We start from the raw sequence: 17,558 nt of genomic DNA, 5'->3' as shown, positions 1-17,558 counted from the left end.
TTCAGAAGCTTTTTTGGGAGGATACAGATGGCAAAACGGGTATTTACGGAGGAAGAACGGGCAGAGTATAGAGAGAAAATGCTGGATGCAGGGTTTGATTTGTTGAAGCAGTATGGAATGACACATATGTCGGTTGCTAAGATCACGGAGGCAGCCGGCATCGGTGTGAGTACGTTCTATAATTTCTTCGCGTCGAAGGAAGAATATGTGTATGAGGTTCTGCAATACCGGAGAAGAAAGATTCCGGAGCTGATCCGGATTGCATTAAATGGCAAGGAAAAGGCTGGCCCGGCAGAGACGCGCACGTATCTGAAGATGATGATTGATGAGAGGTACAGTGTATTTCCAAGTCTGACACCGGAGGATGAGAAGCGTCTGCTGGAGATGCTTCCGGAACAGGTAAGACCGGATCTGCAGAAAGAGACCGAGACAAGTATTCAATTCTTTCGGCATATGGAAGGCATCCGCCCGGATGTGAATATTCCGCTTGTGGCGAATCTGATTAAGGTCTATGTGCTTGCCGCAGAAGGAAAAGAGATGTTGCATCAGGCGGTGTTTGATGTCACGATGGAACGCATGCGGGATCTGATCTTGTATGAGATATTCGGAAGAACGGAATAAAGTTATGAAAAAGGAGCGATCAGCTCCTTTTTTTATGCCCTGAAAATAAGACTGACTTTTCCGGTTTCCCGGTTGTTATATATGAATGACAAAGGAATGAAAGGAAAGGTGCAGTATGAAGAAACAGGCAAGACACAAAAAGAAACAGAGCTACAAAGCGGTAGCGCGTGTACTCGTGACTTTGCTAATATTGATCACTGGTCTGATCGCATACTATTCAATCCGTGGTGGAGATCGCACATTGCTCATGGTATTTCATTCGGAAAAGCAGGTGGCAGATACTTCAGGCGCATGGAATCTAATTCTTGTTGATCGGGATCATTACATTCCTGCCAATTATCAGGTGGAACTGACCGAATTATCCAATGGGGAAAAGGTGGATTCAAGGATCTATCCGGAGCTACAGCAGATGTTTGATGATGCAAGAGCGGCGGGACTTGCGCTGTTTGTGCGGGAAGGGTATCGGACAACAAAGGAGCAGCAACAGATCATGGACGATCGAATCAAAGAATATGAAAATCAGGGCTGCTCGAAGAAAGAGGCGAAGAAGAAAGCGGAGGAGTATGTTGCGATTCCGGGGACGAGCGAGCATCAGTTAGGACTCAGTGTGGATATCAACGCGGATACATCCAAATGTTCATCGGATGCTGTCTATCAGTGGCTGGATGAAAATGCATATAAGTACGGATTTGTGAAACGCTATCCAGAAGATAAGACAGACATTACATCCATCAACAATGAACCGTGGCATTACCGGTATGTGGGAAAGGATGCAGCAAGAACGATGAAGCAGGAAAATCTGTGTCTGGAAGAATATCTGATAAAATATAAATAAAACTGACTTTTCTGACGCATATGTTGTTATAGTAAGTGGGGATAGAAAAGAGGTGAGAGCGAGAATGGAGTCTACAAGCGATTTTCTGCTGGTGCACCGGGCGAGAGCCGGGGATGAGGAGGCATGTGAGAGACTGGTCAGGAAATATTATCCAAGCATTTATCAGTACTGTTTGCTGCATATATATGACACCTATGAAGCAGAGGATCTGACACAGGAAGTGTTTGTCAGAGCCTTTGCAAGCTTAGAACGATACAGGGAATATGGCAAAGTAAAAAATTATCTGTATACGATCGCCGGAAATGTAGTGAAAAATTATTATAAGAAGAAAAAGGATATTCCGCTAGAAGAACTGCCAGAGGCGGAATCCGAAAATCGTGTGGACACGGTTGGTATCCGGCTGGATATCGAACAGGCGGTGCGGAAGCTGCCGGAGGAGCTACGGGAAGTTGCGATTTTGTCGTTCTTTCAGGAGCTGAAGCAAAGAGAAATCGCAGGATTGCTCCAGATTAAGCTCTCATTGGTGAAATACCGGATTGGACGGGCGAAGGAGCTTTTGATCAAAGAATTGGAGGTGGAAGAATGAAAGCTTACAGACAACGGATACAGGAATATAGAGATTTCGTACAGCAGACATGTATACGGGAAGAAGCGGGGGCATGCACGATAAAGGTGTGTCAGGATATTCTGACAGAACAGGCACTCCAGATGGAATCAAAGAAGACATCGTATTTTGAATTCTTATATGAGCAGTCACGGTTCATAAAAAAAAGATGGTGGGTGTTGCAGGGCGGAGTGCTTCTGTATCTATGGCTGTGGCTGAGCAACAATGCCAACGACATGAAAGAGACAATGCGACTTATGGGAATTTTCGCAACGATGTTTGTGATTTTGATCGTTCCGGAAGTCTGGAAAAACCGAAGAAACGGTGCCGTCGAGGTGGAACAGGCATCGTATTATACGCTTCGCCGGATCTGTGCGGCGAGAGTCCTGTTGTTTGCAGCAGTGGACTTCTTGATTGTCATGATATTTTTGGCGGTAGCATATCGGACAACGGCACTTACCCTGAACAATCTGGTTGTGAACTTCTTAATTCCGGTCAATGTGTCCTGTTGCATCTGCTTCCGCGTGTTGTATAGCAGATGGGAACGGTCAGAATATGTTGCCGTGATGCTATGTCTGCTATGGGTGGCAGTCTGGACGATGATTGTTGTAAATGATGCGGTCTATCAGAGGATTGCATCTCCGGTCTGGAAAGCGATGCTGTTGCTGACATTTGTATATGTTGTGTATTGTGTTCGGAAGTCATTGACTTTCGATGAGAAAATGTTGGAGGATTACACCAATGAAATTAGAGTTTAAGCATGTAACAAAACGATATAGCGAGGTAGCCGCCGTCCGGGAAGTAAACTGTGTTATGGAACAGGGCATCTACGGATTGCTCGGAGTCAATGGCGCAGGGAAAACAACATTGATGCGGATGCTGTGTACGATCATCCAGCCATCGGAAGGAGAGATTCTATGGAATGGCAAGGAAATCTGGAAGCTTGGTAGTGCTTACCGGGAGGTGCTTGGATATCTGCCACAGGAGTTTGGGTATTATCCCGATCTGAATGTGTATGATTATATGATGTACATTTCTTCGATAAAGGGACTAAAGCAAGCATTTGCCAACAGGAGAATAAAACAGCTTTTGGAGCAGGTAGATATGTGGAAGTTCAGAAAACGGAAGATGAAGCATCTGTCTGGCGGAATGGTCCGGCGCGTGGGGATTGCGCAGGCAATGTTGAACGATCCAAAGATTTTAGTGTTAGATGAGCCGACAGCAGGACTTGATCCGAACGAGCGGATACGGTTCCGCAACCTGATCAGTGAGCTGTCCGAGAACCGTCTTGTATTGTTATCTACCCATATCGTGTCGGACATTGAATATATTGCAAATGAAATCATGCTGATGAAGGATGGAATGCTTTGCTATACAGGAACCGCGGAAGAGTTGCTTGCATCCATGCAGGAACGTGTATGGCTGTGTCAGGTGCCGAGAAATATGGTCGAGAACTATATGCGGAAATATCTGGTCGGAAATATCAAAACATCCGAAAATGGTGCAGAGCTTCGGATCATATCGAAGGAGAAGCCGATGGCGGAAGCTGTGCTGACAGAGAAGAATCTGGAAGATGCATTTTTGCTTTATTTCGGGGAAAAATCGGAGGAACGATAGGATGCTTAAATTAGAGTTGAAACGGATTTTTTCAAAGAAGTTAAATGTGCTTGCCGTTGGACTGATGGTGATATTGGCAGCAGTGTTTAGTGGATTTGCTGCGACTAGCAACCGGTATGTGGATGCGCATGGAACGGTCAGCACAGGAATGCTGGCAACGAGAAAGCTTGTAGAAAATAAGAATGGGTATGCAGGGGCTCTGACGGAAGCAGAACTTACGAAGATTGTTGTACAGTATAAAGCGGTGATGGCACAATCCCAAGAGGAGCAGGATGCAAATTATGGGACACTATATCAGCCAATCGATGATATCCTAAATTTCATGATATCTGTGCTGACACCGGATGCGGGATACGATGAGACAGTTTTGGATTCGGTGACGGAGGATTCCGTACAGGATTTCTATACGTGGTATCGGGGAAATATGAAATGGATGGCAGATCAGTATGGAAAGACTCCTGAACAGAAAGATTATCTGGAGAAGAAATACAGTGAGATTATATTGCCGCTCCAATACGAATCCTATGGTGCATGGGATACGATGATCATGTATGCGGAGACATATTCGATTGTGCTGGCGATTCTGGTTGGATTTATCTGTGCCGGGATATTTGCGGACGATTTTCAGACAAAGGCGGATGCGGTATTTTTTGCTTCGAAGTATGGAAGATCCAAAGCAATTAAAAACAAGATACTGGCAGGCGTCGTTGCGACAACGATGATCTACTGGACAGGAATTGTCCTGTTAAGTGCAATCAGCTTTGGCATTATGGGAACCAGTGGCATGCATACACCGTACCAGATGTCGGAAGCATATAGCATCTACATCATGACATATGGACAATATTACGCACTGACAGTAGCATGCGGTTACATTGCAAGTCTGCTTGCAGCGTCTTTAGCCATGCTGGTAGCGGCGAAGATGCATACGATCAGTGTTGCTGTCTGCATTCCATTTTTTCTGTACTGCTTACTACCATTTATTGGGCGGGTATTGTCCAGCTATACAAAGGTGTTCAACCTGATTCCGACGATCCTTACAAATGTGGAAGCAAGCGTCAGGGTGCCGTTGTTGTATCAGATTGGAACGCATGTGATCCGGCAGGTTCCACTTGTAATGGTGATGTATACCGTTCTTTCCATCGTGCTATTGCCGCTTATTTACCGGAGTTTCCGGCGATATGGGAGAGCGTAGTTGATTTTTATCAAATTACTCTGTATTGCAAGTGATAAGAGGATAAGCATGGGCTTTTCCGGAGATAAATGATGTGGCGGATTGATAAATTTTCGTTTGACATTTTCAAAATCAGCAAATATAATATTCAAACGAACGAGTAGCAAATCTGCGTAAATCCAGTTTTGCTGCTCGTTTTTATTTTTATATGCCATTAAAAAGTGTGTAGCTGATCAGCGTAAGTCCAACTTACTTAGATAGTTACGCATTATTTTTTTGCGGAAGAAGCATCAGAAAAAGGAGGATTTAGAAAAATGGCAGAAAGTAACAAGATGAGGGATATGCCGGTGAATAAGCTCATGATCCGGATGGGTATTCCGATGATCTTATCCATGGCATTGCAGGCAGTCTATAATATTGTAGATAGTGCGTTTGTTGGAAATATGAAGGTGGGTAGCGAAGCTGCGCTGAATGCGCTGACGCTGGTATTTCCGGTGCAGATGCTCATGGTTGCAGTTGCAATCGGCACCGGTGTTGGCACGAATGCGCTTCTGGCAAGGACGCTCGGACAGGAGAATCCGCAGAAGGCCGCGAAGGTAGCAGGAAACAGCTTGTTTCTTGGAGCGATAATCTATGTAGTCTGCCTGTTGTTCGGCGTGTTTGGTGTGAAAGCATACATTTCGTCACAGACGGTTGATCCACAGGTAATCTCTATGGGAACGGGCTACCTGCGTATCTGCTGTGTGTGTTCGTTCGGCATTATATTCTTTTCTATGTTCGAGAAGCTGCTACAGGCAACGGGACGTTCCCTTTACTCCACGATTGGTCAGGTCGTAGGTGCTGTGGTAAATATCATTCTTGATCCAATCATGATCTATGGTATCGGACCGGTTCCGGAAATGGGCGTCGAAGGTGCCGCTTATGCAACAGTGATCGGACAGATTGCATCGGCAGTGCTATTATTCATCTTCCATAAGAAATTCAACAAGGAATTTGAACAAGGAGTATCCTACATGAAGCCGGAAGGCAGGATTATCCGTGAGATTTATTCCATCGGACTTCCGGCGATCATCGCACAGGCACTTATGTCTATTATGGTGTATGTGATGAACCTGATCCTAAAATTCAACGCGGCCGCCCAGACAGCCTATGGTCTCTTCTACAAAGTACAGCAGTTTGTGCTCTTCCTGGCATTTGGGCTTCGTGACGCAATCACACCGATCATTGCATTTGCTTATGGAAGAGGAAATAAGAAACGGATCAATGATGGAATCAGATATGGCCTGATGTATACAATTGTTTTGATGGCTGTCGGAATTTTGATTACGGAGCTTTTCCCGGAATCATTTGCCGGATTATTCAATGCAGGGCAGTCGAGAGAATATTTTATAGATGCGATGCGTATTATCTCGATCAGCTTCCTTTTCGCAGGCGTCAACGTCGCGTATCAGGGAATCTATCAGGCGTTAAACGGTGGTATCGAGTCGCTCGTGATTTCGCTGCTTCGGCAGCTTGTAATCATCCTTCCACTCGCGGGTGTATTCTCCATCTTCGTTCGTAACGGGCAGATGGGCGTGTCACTCATCTGGTGGGCATTTCCGATTACAGAGTTTCTTTCGTGTCTGGTCGGCTATGTGCTTTTGAAGAGAATTAAGAAATACAGGGTTGGAGAGATAACGGACGAGAAAAAAGGGTAAAATTCTGGAAAAATAAAAAGTTACTCTCTTAACTTGATGTAAACGTAATTACATAGTATAGTTATGTCCAAATACCAATGACAGCTATCATAATTGGAGATATTTTTGATCGCGATGGAAGCAGATATTTTATTATGGATTCAAAATAATATACGGAATGATGTGTTGACCCCGATTTTCAAGTTTGTTACGACACTTGGAAATGCGGGAATGATCTGGATTGTCCTCTCTGTGGGATTGCTGATCCCGAAGAAGACAAGGCGCGTCGGCGTGCTGGCGTTAGTTTCTCTTTCCTTCTCGGCTTTGATTGATAATGTGATCTTGAAGAACGTCGTTGCGCGGACAAGACCATACGACGTGATCGAAGGACTCACCAGTCTGGTCGGTTCGCAGAAGGATTATTCATTCCCATCCGGACATACCGGAAGTGCCTTTGCAGCGGCGGTTGTGATGTTCCGGGAACTGCCGAAGAAGCTTGGAATTCCGATTTTAGTTTTTGCGTGTCTGATGGGATTATCCCGGTTGTATGTCGGTGTGCATTATCCATCGGATGTACTGGGCGGAGTCCTGATTGGTACTGGCGTCGCACTGCTTACTCATTGGTTCGGTACCGTCTGGATAGAACAAAAGGTATAAAACGAAAGAAGGAATAACGATGTGGATTGCATTTGCATTCGGCTCTGCGCTGTTCGCAGGACTGACCGCAATCTTAGCAAAATGTGGAATTAAGAATACAGATTCCAATGTCGCAACGGCGATCCGGACAATTATAGTCCTGATCTTTTCATGGATTATGGTATTCGTTGTAGGAGCACAAAAAGGGCTTGCAGATATATCCGGAAAGACGTTACTTTTCCTGATCTTCTCCGGTCTGTCGACGGGCGCTTCGTGGCTTTGCTATTTTAAGGCACTGCAGCTTGGTGATGTGAATAAGGTAACACCGATTGATAAATCGAGCACGATTCTTACGATGCTTCTGGCATTTATCCTGTTACGGGAAGCATTGTCTCCACTCAAGGTGGCTGCGATGATTGCGATTGGTGTGGGAACATATCTTATGATTCAGAAGAAGGAAACCGAAGAAAAAAAACAGGATGGCAAATGGCTGATCTATGCGATTGGTTCCGCGGTATTCGCCAGTCTGACTTCGATCCTTGGAAAGGTTGGAATCCAGGATGTCAACTCGAATCTTGGAACGGCGATCCGGACGATTGTGGTACTCATCATGGCATGGGTGGTTGTGTTTGTGACCGGAAAGCAGCATACCGTAAAGCAGATCGACAAATCAAGCTGGATATTCTTAGTGTTATCCGGAATTGAAACCGGTGCTTCGTGGCTTTGTTATTACCGGGCATTACAGACCGGACCGGCAAGCGTGGTTGTACCAATCGATAAGCTTAGTATCTTAGTTACGATTGCATTTTCCTATGTCGTATTTCATGAGAAATTAACGGCAAAGGCGGGTATCGGTCTAGTGTTGATTGTTGCCGGAACGCTGCTGTTGTTGCTCTGGCGAGCTTAATCTTCAGGATATGAAGAAGGCTGCCGAGTTCAGGGGAGTCCAAGACTTATTCTTGATAAAAAGGTAGAATCTGTTTCCATGCGGGGTGAATACTCTGTCGGTTGCAGGTAGTTTGTCAGTTTAAATATTTTTTGCGATAGTCACTCGGCGACATGGAGACGTATTTTCGGAAAACACGGGAAAAATGCCCCGGGGAAGAAAAGCCGAGATCCAGACTGATGGCGGTCAAAGGTTTATCTGTGTAGCGGAGGAGGTGTTTTGCCTCCTCTGTTTTCCGGTTAAGTATAAAATCTGTGAGCGTGATATTACTTTCTGCCTTAAATCGTTTTGAGAGATATGATCTGCTCATATAAAATTCTTTTGCCATGGCTTCCACCGTAATCGTTTCTGACATATGATGGTCAATATAGTTTGCTACATCTGAAACAAGCTGTGATTTTGCCCCTGCTTCCTGTAACTGGTTTACACGCCTGGCAAAGTCTATGAGCATACGATAACGAAGATTGATAATCCTTGAATAATCATTTGATGATTCGCATTTCTGTATGTAGCTGTCACTCAGTGTGAATGCATCATCGGGATTCATGCCACCGTGGATAGCCGAACGTGAAACAAGCGTAGTTGTAGCGATAAAGGTATCCTTTAATTGACGAAGCTGATTGTCGGACATCGTACCAATCTTCAGAGCTGTAGATTTCTCAATCACTCCTGTTAAGGCCATATAATCGCCTTTTCGAACCATATTCATCACATTCTGTTCGAAATCATAAGTGTTGTGGAGTGTTATGCTTTGAGTTGTCTCATCGGAGAAAAACATGTCAGCATCATGCTTGTTCATTGATTCTATAAACTGCTTTTGTATGGCATCGTCAATAAAAACATCATGAAGGAAGCATTTCTCATTGTTCAGTATGTAATTCAAAAGACACAGAAGCTGCATAAGGCTTTCTAATGGTATGTGGGTGATATCCTGCATGGCGATTATAAAATCATCGATATCGTCACCCGGTATGTCCAATTGCATGGCGAGATCTCGTAGTGTTGGCGTGGAGTTTGGAACCTGGCTTGTCGGCCCGATTACAATTTTATAATTATCGGAATTAACAATGCCATAGTAGCAAAAATGTGCGGTCATGAAATAACCGACGTGGTCAGTAATTTTTAAAATGTCTGCCTGGTAGATAGACACAGGATCTTTAACAAGGTTGACTGTGGAGTGATAAAAAATAAGTGTATTGTTTTTATAAATACGTGTCGGAATTCCGAACAGACTGCCGGTGATTGTACCAATATAATCGTGATCAATGGATTGCATGGCTGGCTCCTCCTTATGAATATGGACACAATTATACTATTGTGAACACATATGTGCAAGAAATACGAAAAAAATAGTGATAGAATCCGGAAGGATAAAAAATATAAGAAAGGAACCTATGATTTATGTACACAAAAAATGCAAAAAAGAAAATTGAAAACATGCCATTACAGGAACGAATAGCCTATGGCTACAAAAAAGTAATTATGCTGATGCTTATTTCAGGGCTGCTTTCCATAATAGCGATAGGCGTACTGCTTGCGGATCTTTTGAATTATGTGCAGAAAATCAATGCTTCAGACATAGCAGTGAAAATGTGCAGAGTGAATGTAAATGCTGCTGCAAGAAATATAAGGGAAATGGCGTTGGATGACGATGAAGCTTCTTATGATGACTATGAAAAGACAATAACAAAGCTGCTTGCAGATGTTGATGCCCAGCTAAAAATAATAAAAGAAACCGGGGTTGTCTCAGAAGAAAATTATACAGAATATGCTACAGCATTATCCGATTGGGAAGACATAAGCACATCCATTATAGAGGAAATACGACAGGGACAGAACCAAAAAGGTGTAGAGGATATCCTTACCAAATGTACCCCTGCATTGAATAAATTAGTTGATATTGCTTTGAAATTAGATGATATTACAGACATAGCCAGCGATAAGGCAGTCAGAAATACCGTATTATGTGCTATTTTCGGTGTTGCCTTCATTATATTCTTTATAAGTCTGGCGTGGATAAATTCAAGAAAAACCAGCAAAAAAGTACTTTCGAGCATTTTGGAGCCATTGCATGCCATCGAAGATGTTGCAAAGGAGCTGACAGAAGGAAACTTACACAGCATGTTGGAGTATCGTTCGGAAGATGAAATCGGACGATTGGCACATAGCATGCGTAAATCTATCCGGATCCTGGGCTCTTATGTAGATGATATAGACCGCGCAATGAAGCTGTTTTCAGAGGGAAATTTTGATGTGCAGCCGAATGTGGAGTGGAAGGGAGATTTTGTTGGAATCCTAAATTCCTTTATGGCATTTGAAGAAAGTATGGCGGCTATGGTAAAGGGAATACAGACGGTTTCGGATCAAGTGTCCGGTGGTGCAGAACAGGTGTCATCCGGGGCAACTGAGCTGGCAGATGGAGCAACGAACCAGGCAGCAGCGGTAGAGGAACTGACGGCAACGGTAGAGAATGTTTCGGAACAAGTTCAACAAAACTCACAGGCTGCAAGTAAGATAAGTACAAAGGTAGTGGCACTTGGAGACGATATTTTGGAAAACAATGCCAAGATGCGTGAGATGGTAAAGTCTATGCTTGAAATTAAAGACGCATCCATACAGATAGAAAAAATTATTGAAACCATCAATGATATTGCATCACAGACAAATCTTCTTGCATTAAATGCGTCTATTGAGGCAGCGAGAGCCGGAGAAGCGGGGAAAGGATTTGCGGTTGTTGCCAATCAGGTAAACCAGCTTGCAGATCAGAGTGCACAGGCAGTAAAGGAATCGGCTGCTTTGATCAAAACATCCGTGAATGCGGTTGGAAAAGGGGTTTCATTTGCCGAGGAGACTGCACAGCAGCTGGAGATAATTGCACAAAACTCTAAGATTATTACCGGAGAGGTATCCGATATTGCGGATACGCTTGCAAATCAGACAGTCGAAATACAGCAGATCAATGAAGGAATAGAGCAGATCAATGATGTTGTACAGAGTAATTCTGCAACGTCGGAAGAGTGCGCTGCGGCGAGCATGGAGATGAACGACGAAGCAGATCATTTACGGAATATGATACAGGAAATCAAAGTGGCTGAATTTAATAAATAGGTAGAAGCATGAGTAATATTATATTTAAAGGATAGTTATGTTATGAAAGAACATAAAGATGGAATGCTTTCAAACGTTGATTTTAATAATATAATAGAAATAATCGAAGCATCTAGCCATTCCTTTTGTTTCGTGATAGAATAAGACATTCAATGAAATCGGAGGAATAGATATGAGTAACGAAAGCAAGCGCTGTAAGGTGCACTATACAGGAACATTCAACGATGGAACAAAGTTTGATTCATCTTATGATCGCGGCGAGCCACTCGAGTTTGTATGTGGTGCAGGCATGATGATCAAAGGATTCGATGAAGCAGTGAAGAATATGAATATCGGCGAGATCGTCGATGTACATCTGATGCCGGAAGAAGCTTACGGTATGCCGGATCCGGCGAATATCATCACAGTTGCATTCGAAGATATGCCTGGTTCTGAGAACTTAGAGATTGGCAATCAGGTTTATCTGACAACTCCATATGGACAGCAGTTTCCGGTGAAGGTCGTGGATAAAGACAAGGAGACTATCACCTTTGATGCCAACCATGAGATGGCAGGTAAGGAACTGAATTTCAAGATTGAGCTGCTTTCTGCAGAATAAAGATCATAAAAAGCGTGGACACGAAATGTATCCACGCTTTTTTAATGAAATAACGGGAAAGGTAACGCAAAACGATTGAAAAAGCACGGAAAATATGTTACTGTCATTTCGTTCGCTTTTGCGTTTACTGTGTGGCCTGACTCGATAGCAGCGTGATATTTACGATGCCGCCATGTATATTTGCAAAAAGGAAAACGACTATGGAAACAAATATGGAAACAAATATGGAAAGGGTAGAGGGTAGGTTACATGAATAGAAAACATCCAGAGAAGCGTGGGGCTTTTTCCGGCAAGCTTGGCTATGTGTTATCGGCGGCGGGCGCGTCGGTTGGTCTTGGAAATATATGGAGATTTCCGTATCTGGCAGCAAAATACGGCGGAGGAATTTTCCTGCTCGTCTATATTCTGCTGGCACTGACATTCGGATACACGATGATCGTTGCGGAGTCCGCACTCGGACGTATGACGCAGAAAAGTCCGGTTGGCGCATTCCGTTCCTTCGGTAAGAAGAAATGGATTTCCTTCGGCGGCTGGATCAACGCGATCATTCCAATCCTGATTGTACCGTATTATTCGGTCATCGGCGGCTGGGTAATCAAATACTTGGCAGAATATATCCGTGGAAATGGAACGAAGCTTGCAGAGGACGGATATTTCGGATCATTTATATCAAATGGTGTATCGACGGAGCTTTGCTTTGTGATTTTCTGTCTCATAACACTGGCAATCATTTATGCCGGTGTACAAAACGGAATCGAACGTGTATCTAAGATGATGATGCCGGTTCTTGTTGTACTTTCCGTGGTGATTGCCATCTATTCTGTGACAAGACCGGGCGCGATCGAGGGCGTGAAATATTTTTTGGTACCAAATGTAAAGAATTTCTCATGGATGACGGTCGTAGCTGCGATGGGACAGATGTTTTACTCGCTGTCGATTGCGATGGGTATCCTGATTACGTTTGGCTCTTATATGAAGAAGGATACATCCATCGAGGGTGCGACGCGAAATGTAGAAGTGTTTGATACGGCGATTGCAATCATGGCAGGACTTATGATTATTCCGGCGGTGTTTGCATTTTCCGGCGGAGATCCGGATACGCTGCAGGCAGGACCTTCGCTCATGTTTATCACGATTCCGAAGGTGTTTGCGAATATGGGACTTGGAACAGGCGTCGGGATTTTGTTCTTCCTGCTTGTGTTATTTGCAGCCCTGACAAGCTCAATTGCCCTGACGGAAAGTGCTGTTGCGACATTTGAGGATGAGCTTGGCTGGGGACGGAAGAAATCAACGGTTGTGATCGGATTGATTATGATTGGACTCGGAACGTTATCAAGCCTTGGATATGGACCGCTAGGATTCGTGAAGATCCTCGGAATGCAGTTTTTGGATCTGTTTGATTTTCTGACAAATTCCGTGATGATGCCGATTGCAGCATTTGTGACAAGCCTGCTTGTATCACGCGTTGTCGGAATTGATAAGATCGAAGAGGAAATCCGCCATGGAGAAAGTAAGTTCCGGAGGAAGAAGATATTTGTCGTGATGATAAAATATCTGTGCCCGATCTTCGCACTGATCATTCTGCTTAGTTCCGTTGCGAATGCATTTGGCTGGATATCAATGTAAAAAGAAAATATGATGATGAACGTAGCCAAACAGATGATTGCGGAACATGTTTTCGGGTAAATCAGAGGTAATCGGATATGGAACCAAAACAGGAGCATAAATTGATATCCCATGCAGATATCCTGCTGATCGTCGGAATTCTGATTCTGGCGGTGGCAGGACTTTTTGCGTGGAAGAAGCTGGAAACGCCCGGAGCGTACGTTGATATCATGATCGATGGTGATTCTGTGAAGACATTGCGACTTGACCAGGATGCAAGCTATGAGGTAAAGCAGCAGGTGGGTGTTAATACGGTTGTTGTGCAGGATGGCAGTGTGACTGTGCAAGATGCAGACTGTCCGGATAAGATCTGTGAGAAGCACCGGGCAATCAGCCAGACTGGGGAGACGATCATCTGTCTGCCACACAAACTTGTAGTGGAGATTAAAGAGTAGATGGACATAGACTAAACATGGAAGACGAAAAGAGACAGAGCACAGTGAAGGACGCACACGGACAAAAAAATAACCAATCACAATTAAATAATAACCATAAAATTGCACTCTGCGGTGTGCTGATTGCACTAGCCATGATCTTATCGTATCTGGAAAGCCTGGTGCCAATCCATATGGCGGTACCGGGGGTGAAGCTTGGTCTTGCCAATCTTGTTACGATCATCGCGTTGCAGAAACTGGATCTGAAGTCGACGGTTGTAATCTCGGTCGGACGTATCATCCTGTCGAATGTTCTGTTCGGAAATATGGCGGTGTTACTATACAGTCTGGCCGGTGCGGCATGCAGCATCCTGATCATGACGGCACTAAAAAAATGCCGGGTATTCGGACTTGTAGGAATTAGTGTTGCAGGCGCAGTCTTCCACAATCTGGGGCAGATCCTGGTCGCGGTCTGCGTGATGGAAAACGTGCGTATTTTTTATTATATGTTCATCCTGTTGATTACCGGAACGGTCGCTGGTGTAGCAATCGGATTGCTTGCTTCGTTTCTGTTAAAAAATATAAGAATATAGTCACAAAAGTTGTGAAATTAAGGACACATTTGTTGATAAAAATCCTCACTTGTATTAGAATAGTAGTAAATATTTTTTAGAGTGGGGTCAGTACGATGAAACTAACTTTTAAAGGAGGCATCCATCCATACGAAGGGAAAGAACTTACGATGGATAAGGATGTAATTGAATATGTCCCAAAGGGAGATATGGTATATCCACTGAGTCAGCATATCGGTGCACCTGCGAAGGCGGTTGTCAAAAAAGGTGACCGTGTTTTGGTAGGGCAGCTGATTGCAGAAGCCGGTGGATTTGTTTCTGCAAACATTCATTCTTCTGTATCCGGAACAGTCAAGGCCGTGGAACCTAGACTGACTGCATCCGGTTCTAAGGTCAATTCGATCGTGATCGAAAATGACAATCAGTTTGAGAAAATTGAATATGTGAAAAATGAGAAGCCACTTGCGGAGCTTACAAAGGAAGAGATTTTGGAAGCAATCAAGAACGCAGGCGTTGTCGGCATGGGTGGCGCCGGATTCCCGACGAATGTCAAACTCTCACCGAAGAATGCAGACGAGATTGATTACATTATCGTGAATGCATCCGAGTGTGAGCCATATCTGACATCGGATTACCGTCGTCTGCTTGATGAGACGGACAAGGTGATCGAGGGCTTGCGTCTTGCACTTGCAATCTTCCCGAAAGCAAAGGGAATCATCGCGGTCGAGGATAACAAGCCAAAGGCAATCCAGAAGTTGAAGGAAGTGCTTGGAAATGATCCGGACATCAAGGTCAATTCCATGAAGACCAAGTATCCGGAGGGAGCAGAACGTCAGCTCATCTATGCGAATACCGGACGGTATATCAATTCGAAGATGCTTCCGGCAGATGCCGGCTGTATCGTACATAATGTAGATACGGTGTATTCCATCTGTGAAGCTGTACGGCAGGGCAAACCGTTGATTCAGAGACTGGTGACTGTGACCGGTGATGCGATTACAGAACCATGCAACTATCTTGTACGGATAGGTACAAGCTTTGCAGAGCTGATCGAGGCAGCTGGTGGATTCCTGCAGGATCCGGAGAAGATCATTGCCGGTGGTCCGATGATGGGAAAAGCCATCTATGATCTGAATATTCCGGTTACGAAGTCCTCATCGGCAATTCTATGTATGACGAAGGATGAGGTCTCAGAGTATGAGCCGAGTAACTGTATCCGCTGTGGCAGATGTGTGGAGGTTTGTCCGGGCAGAGTGATGCCGAACAAGCTTGCGACACTGGCAGAACAGGGTGATCTGGAGGAGTTCCAGAAGTTAAATGGTATGGAATGCTGTGAGTGTGGCTGTTGTTCGTATGTATGTCCGGCGAAGCGCCATCTGACACAGACGATTGCAGGCACAAGAAAAGCCATTTTGGCGAATCGCAAGAAATAGGAGGTGCGAGAAAGTGGAACAGGAAAATTTGAAATTAAAGGTCTCTGCTTCCCCGCATGTGAGAAGCAAGGCAACGACATCGGATATCATGTTCGATGTTGTGATCGCATTAGTTCCGGCAACGGCATTCGGTCTGTACATATTTGGCTGGTATGCGGCATTGCTGGTCGCAGTTTGTATCGGAAGCTGTGTTGGGTTTGAAGCATTATATCAGAAATGTATGGGCAAGAAGGTGACGGTTGGAGATTTCTCTGCCGTGGTAACCGGATTGCTGCTTGCTCTGAACCTGCCACCAAACCTTCCAATCTGGATGGCGATTGCTGGTTCTGCATTTGCAATCATCATTGTAAAACAGCTTTTTGGTGGACTTGGACAGAACTTTATGAACCCAGCACTTGGAGCTAGATGCTTCCTGTTGCTGTCGTTCTCTCGTTATATGACAAACTTCGTATATGACGGTGTGGCAACTGCAACACCACTTGCAACACTCAAGCTTACCGGCATGGTAAACCTGCGTAGCATGTTCCTTGGATATACGGCAGGTACCATTGGTGAGACATCCGTGGTTGCACTGTTGATCGGTGCAATCTATCTGCTTTGCAAGAGGGTAATCAGCCCAAAGATTCCTTTGATTTACATTGGAACTTTTACAATCGCAGTTGCAATCTATGCAGCAACGAAGGATTACAATGTACCGGTTTATGTGGCTGCACATTTGTGTGGTGGCGGTCTGATGCTTGGTGCATGGTTCATGGCAACCGATTATGTGACAAGCCCGATCACTTCCTCAGGAAAAGTAATCTACGCGATCGGACTTGGACTTTTAACATTTGTACTTCGTATCTTTGGAAGCAGTACCGAGGGTGTTTCTTATTCCATCATCATCATGAACCTGTTAGTACCTCTGATCGAGCGTGCAACCGTACCGAAGGCATTTGGCGAGGGTGCCGAGATCAAGGATAAGAAGCAGGCAAAGCTTGCAACGAAAGAGGCAAAGAAGGAAGCAAAGAAAGCTGCAAAGACAGAAGATGCTTCAGAAGGTGATGACAAAGAACCAAAGAAGAAAGACAAGATGGATGTCAAGGGCATCGTGGTTGCAATCGTTGCAATCTGTGTGATCACCGTTGTGATGGGCGCTGCATTAGGCGGTGTCTACAGTGTCACAAAGGACCCGATCGAGAAGGCACAGGAGCAGGCAAAGAACGATGCGTATGCGGAGGTACTTCCGGAAGCAACCCGTATTCTAAGCGTGGAAGAGGACGGAGATGTAGTGAAGCAGATCAATCCATTGCTGGAGTCTTATGGATTTGAAAATGTACACATCGACGATATCTGTGTCGGCGGTGATGATGAGAAAAACACGCTGGTTGGCTATGTGGTACTTATCACAAGTACAGCCGGCTATGGCGGAGATATCCAGATGGCAATTGGTATCAACACCGAGTATCAGATTACAGGTATTTCGTTCCTGACATTGAATGAAACGGCAGGTCTTGGTATGGAAGCAGATACCGATGAATTCAAGTCACAGTTTATTGGCAAGCAGGTCAATAAGTTTGAATATACAAAGACCGGTTCGACGAAGGACAGTGAGATCGATGCATTGTCTGGTGCGACGATTACCACATCGGCAGTAACAAATGCAGTCAATGCGGCACTTCGTACAATTCGATTCCTGACAGTAGGAGGTGCGAACTAA

General features: G+C 44.6%; 17 protein-coding genes and 1 pseudogene. 17 read left to right on the top strand and 1 reads right to left on the bottom strand.

All coding sequences use genetic code 11. The annotated features are described in order from the left end of the window. Positions 1 to 27: 27 nt before the first annotated feature. The 9 genes from H9Q76_RS09880 (at position 28) to H9Q76_RS09840 (ending at position 8,070) form a co-directional block, all read left to right on the top strand. Positions 28 to 621: a TetR/AcrR family transcriptional regulator gene (locus tag H9Q76_RS09880; protein ID WP_249321033.1), complete on the top strand. Its 594-nt coding sequence runs from the start codon at positions 28 to 30 to the stop codon at positions 619 to 621. Positions 622 to 736: 115 nt separating this feature from the next. After that, positions 737 to 1,456: a M15 family metallopeptidase gene (locus tag H9Q76_RS09875; RefSeq protein WP_118544745.1), complete on the top strand. Its 720-nt coding sequence runs from the start codon at positions 737 to 739 to the stop codon at positions 1,454 to 1,456. Between the two features lie 64 nt (positions 1,457 to 1,520). Then, positions 1,521 to 2,042 carry an RNA polymerase sigma factor gene (locus H9Q76_RS09870; protein WP_249321032.1) on the top strand — a complete coding sequence of 174 codons (522 nt, stop codon included), beginning with the start codon at positions 1,521 to 1,523 and terminating at the stop codon, positions 2,040 to 2,042. After that, complete coding sequence (locus tag H9Q76_RS09865) at positions 2,039 to 2,818, top strand: hypothetical protein (RefSeq protein WP_249321031.1); 780 nt, start codon at positions 2,039 to 2,041, stop codon at positions 2,816 to 2,818. The genes H9Q76_RS09870 and H9Q76_RS09865 overlap by 4 nt, the downstream gene beginning before the upstream one ends. After that, positions 2,802 to 3,677: an ABC transporter ATP-binding protein gene (locus H9Q76_RS09860; RefSeq protein WP_117781340.1), complete on the top strand. Its 876-nt coding sequence runs from the start codon at positions 2,802 to 2,804 to the stop codon at positions 3,675 to 3,677. Before H9Q76_RS09865 ends, H9Q76_RS09860 begins: the two co-directional genes overlap by 17 nt. 1 nt (position 3,678) lies before the next feature. Continuing rightward, positions 3,679 to 4,872 carry an ABC transporter permease gene (locus tag H9Q76_RS09855; RefSeq protein ID WP_118374141.1) on the top strand — a complete coding sequence of 398 codons (1,194 nt, stop codon included), beginning with the start codon at positions 3,679 to 3,681 and terminating at the stop codon, positions 4,870 to 4,872. A 293-nt stretch (positions 4,873 to 5,165) separates the two neighbouring features. Continuing rightward, positions 5,166 to 6,548 carry an MATE family efflux transporter gene (locus H9Q76_RS09850; protein ID WP_249321030.1) on the top strand — a complete coding sequence of 461 codons (1,383 nt, stop codon included), beginning with the start codon at positions 5,166 to 5,168 and terminating at the stop codon, positions 6,546 to 6,548. Between the two features lie 114 nt (positions 6,549 to 6,662). Next, positions 6,663 to 7,184: a phosphatase PAP2 family protein gene (locus H9Q76_RS09845; RefSeq protein WP_227573037.1), complete on the top strand. Its 522-nt coding sequence runs from the start codon at positions 6,663 to 6,665 to the stop codon at positions 7,182 to 7,184. A gap of 19 nt (positions 7,185 to 7,203) precedes the next feature. Continuing rightward, the gene (locus H9Q76_RS09840) at positions 7,204 to 8,070 is read left to right on the top strand and encodes an EamA family transporter (protein WP_118544750.1); all 867 of its coding nucleotides are present in this window, start codon (positions 7,204 to 7,206) and stop codon (positions 8,068 to 8,070) included. A gap of 115 nt (positions 8,071 to 8,185) precedes the next feature. On the opposite strand, the gene H9Q76_RS09835 is transcribed toward H9Q76_RS09840, so the two are convergent. After that, complete coding sequence (locus tag H9Q76_RS09835; protein WP_249321029.1) at positions 8,186 to 9,385, bottom strand: helix-turn-helix domain-containing protein; 1,200 nt, start codon at positions 9,383 to 9,385, stop codon at positions 8,186 to 8,188. A gap of 161 nt (positions 9,386 to 9,546) precedes the next feature. Between H9Q76_RS09835 and H9Q76_RS09830 the strand changes: the two genes are divergently transcribed. The 8 genes and pseudogenes from H9Q76_RS09830 to H9Q76_RS13895 all read left to right on the top strand — a co-directional run bounded on the left by H9Q76_RS09830 (position 9,547) and on the right by H9Q76_RS13895 (position 17,558). Beyond that, positions 9,547 to 11,217 (top strand): methyl-accepting chemotaxis protein, encoded by a 1,671-nt coding sequence (locus H9Q76_RS09830; protein WP_330594634.1) that lies wholly within the window; start codon positions 9,547 to 9,549, stop codon positions 11,215 to 11,217. Between the two features lie 172 nt (positions 11,218 to 11,389). Continuing rightward, a complete protein-coding gene (locus H9Q76_RS09825; RefSeq protein WP_118544753.1) occupies positions 11,390 to 11,815 on the top strand; it encodes an FKBP-type peptidyl-prolyl cis-trans isomerase in 426 nt (141 codons plus the stop codon). A 249-nt stretch (positions 11,816 to 12,064) separates the two neighbouring features. Next, complete coding sequence (locus H9Q76_RS09820) at positions 12,065 to 13,441, top strand: sodium-dependent transporter (RefSeq protein ID WP_249321028.1); 1,377 nt, start codon at positions 12,065 to 12,067, stop codon at positions 13,439 to 13,441. Between the two features lie 77 nt (positions 13,442 to 13,518). Beyond that, positions 13,519 to 13,875: a NusG domain II-containing protein gene (locus H9Q76_RS09815; protein ID WP_118374135.1), complete on the top strand. Its 357-nt coding sequence runs from the start codon at positions 13,519 to 13,521 to the stop codon at positions 13,873 to 13,875. A gap of 17 nt (positions 13,876 to 13,892) precedes the next feature. After that, positions 13,893 to 14,447: a Gx transporter family protein gene (locus H9Q76_RS09810; protein WP_118374134.1), complete on the top strand. Its 555-nt coding sequence runs from the start codon at positions 13,893 to 13,895 to the stop codon at positions 14,445 to 14,447. Between the two features lie 95 nt (positions 14,448 to 14,542). Further along, the gene (gene rsxC, locus H9Q76_RS09805; protein ID WP_249321027.1) at positions 14,543 to 15,859 is read left to right on the top strand and encodes an electron transport complex subunit RsxC; all 1,317 of its coding nucleotides are present in this window, start codon (positions 14,543 to 14,545) and stop codon (positions 15,857 to 15,859) included. Between the two features lie 88 nt (positions 15,860 to 15,947). Then, positions 15,948 to 16,811: pseudogene (locus tag H9Q76_RS13900) on the top strand (RnfABCDGE type electron transport complex subunit D); the annotation flags it as partial. 120 nt (positions 16,812 to 16,931) lie between these two features. Further along, positions 16,932 to 17,558: an RnfABCDGE type electron transport complex subunit G gene (locus H9Q76_RS13895; protein ID WP_334298710.1), complete on the top strand. Its 627-nt coding sequence runs from the start codon at positions 16,932 to 16,934 to the stop codon at positions 17,556 to 17,558.

It is taken from the genome of Wujia chipingensis (genome assembly GCF_014337155.1).
Classification (GTDB): Bacteria; Bacillota; Clostridia; order Lachnospirales; family Lachnospiraceae; genus Coprococcus_C; species Coprococcus_C hominis.
The sequence above is the reverse complement of the archived record's forward strand: the minus strand, read 5'-3'. Positions and strand labels throughout refer to the sequence as shown.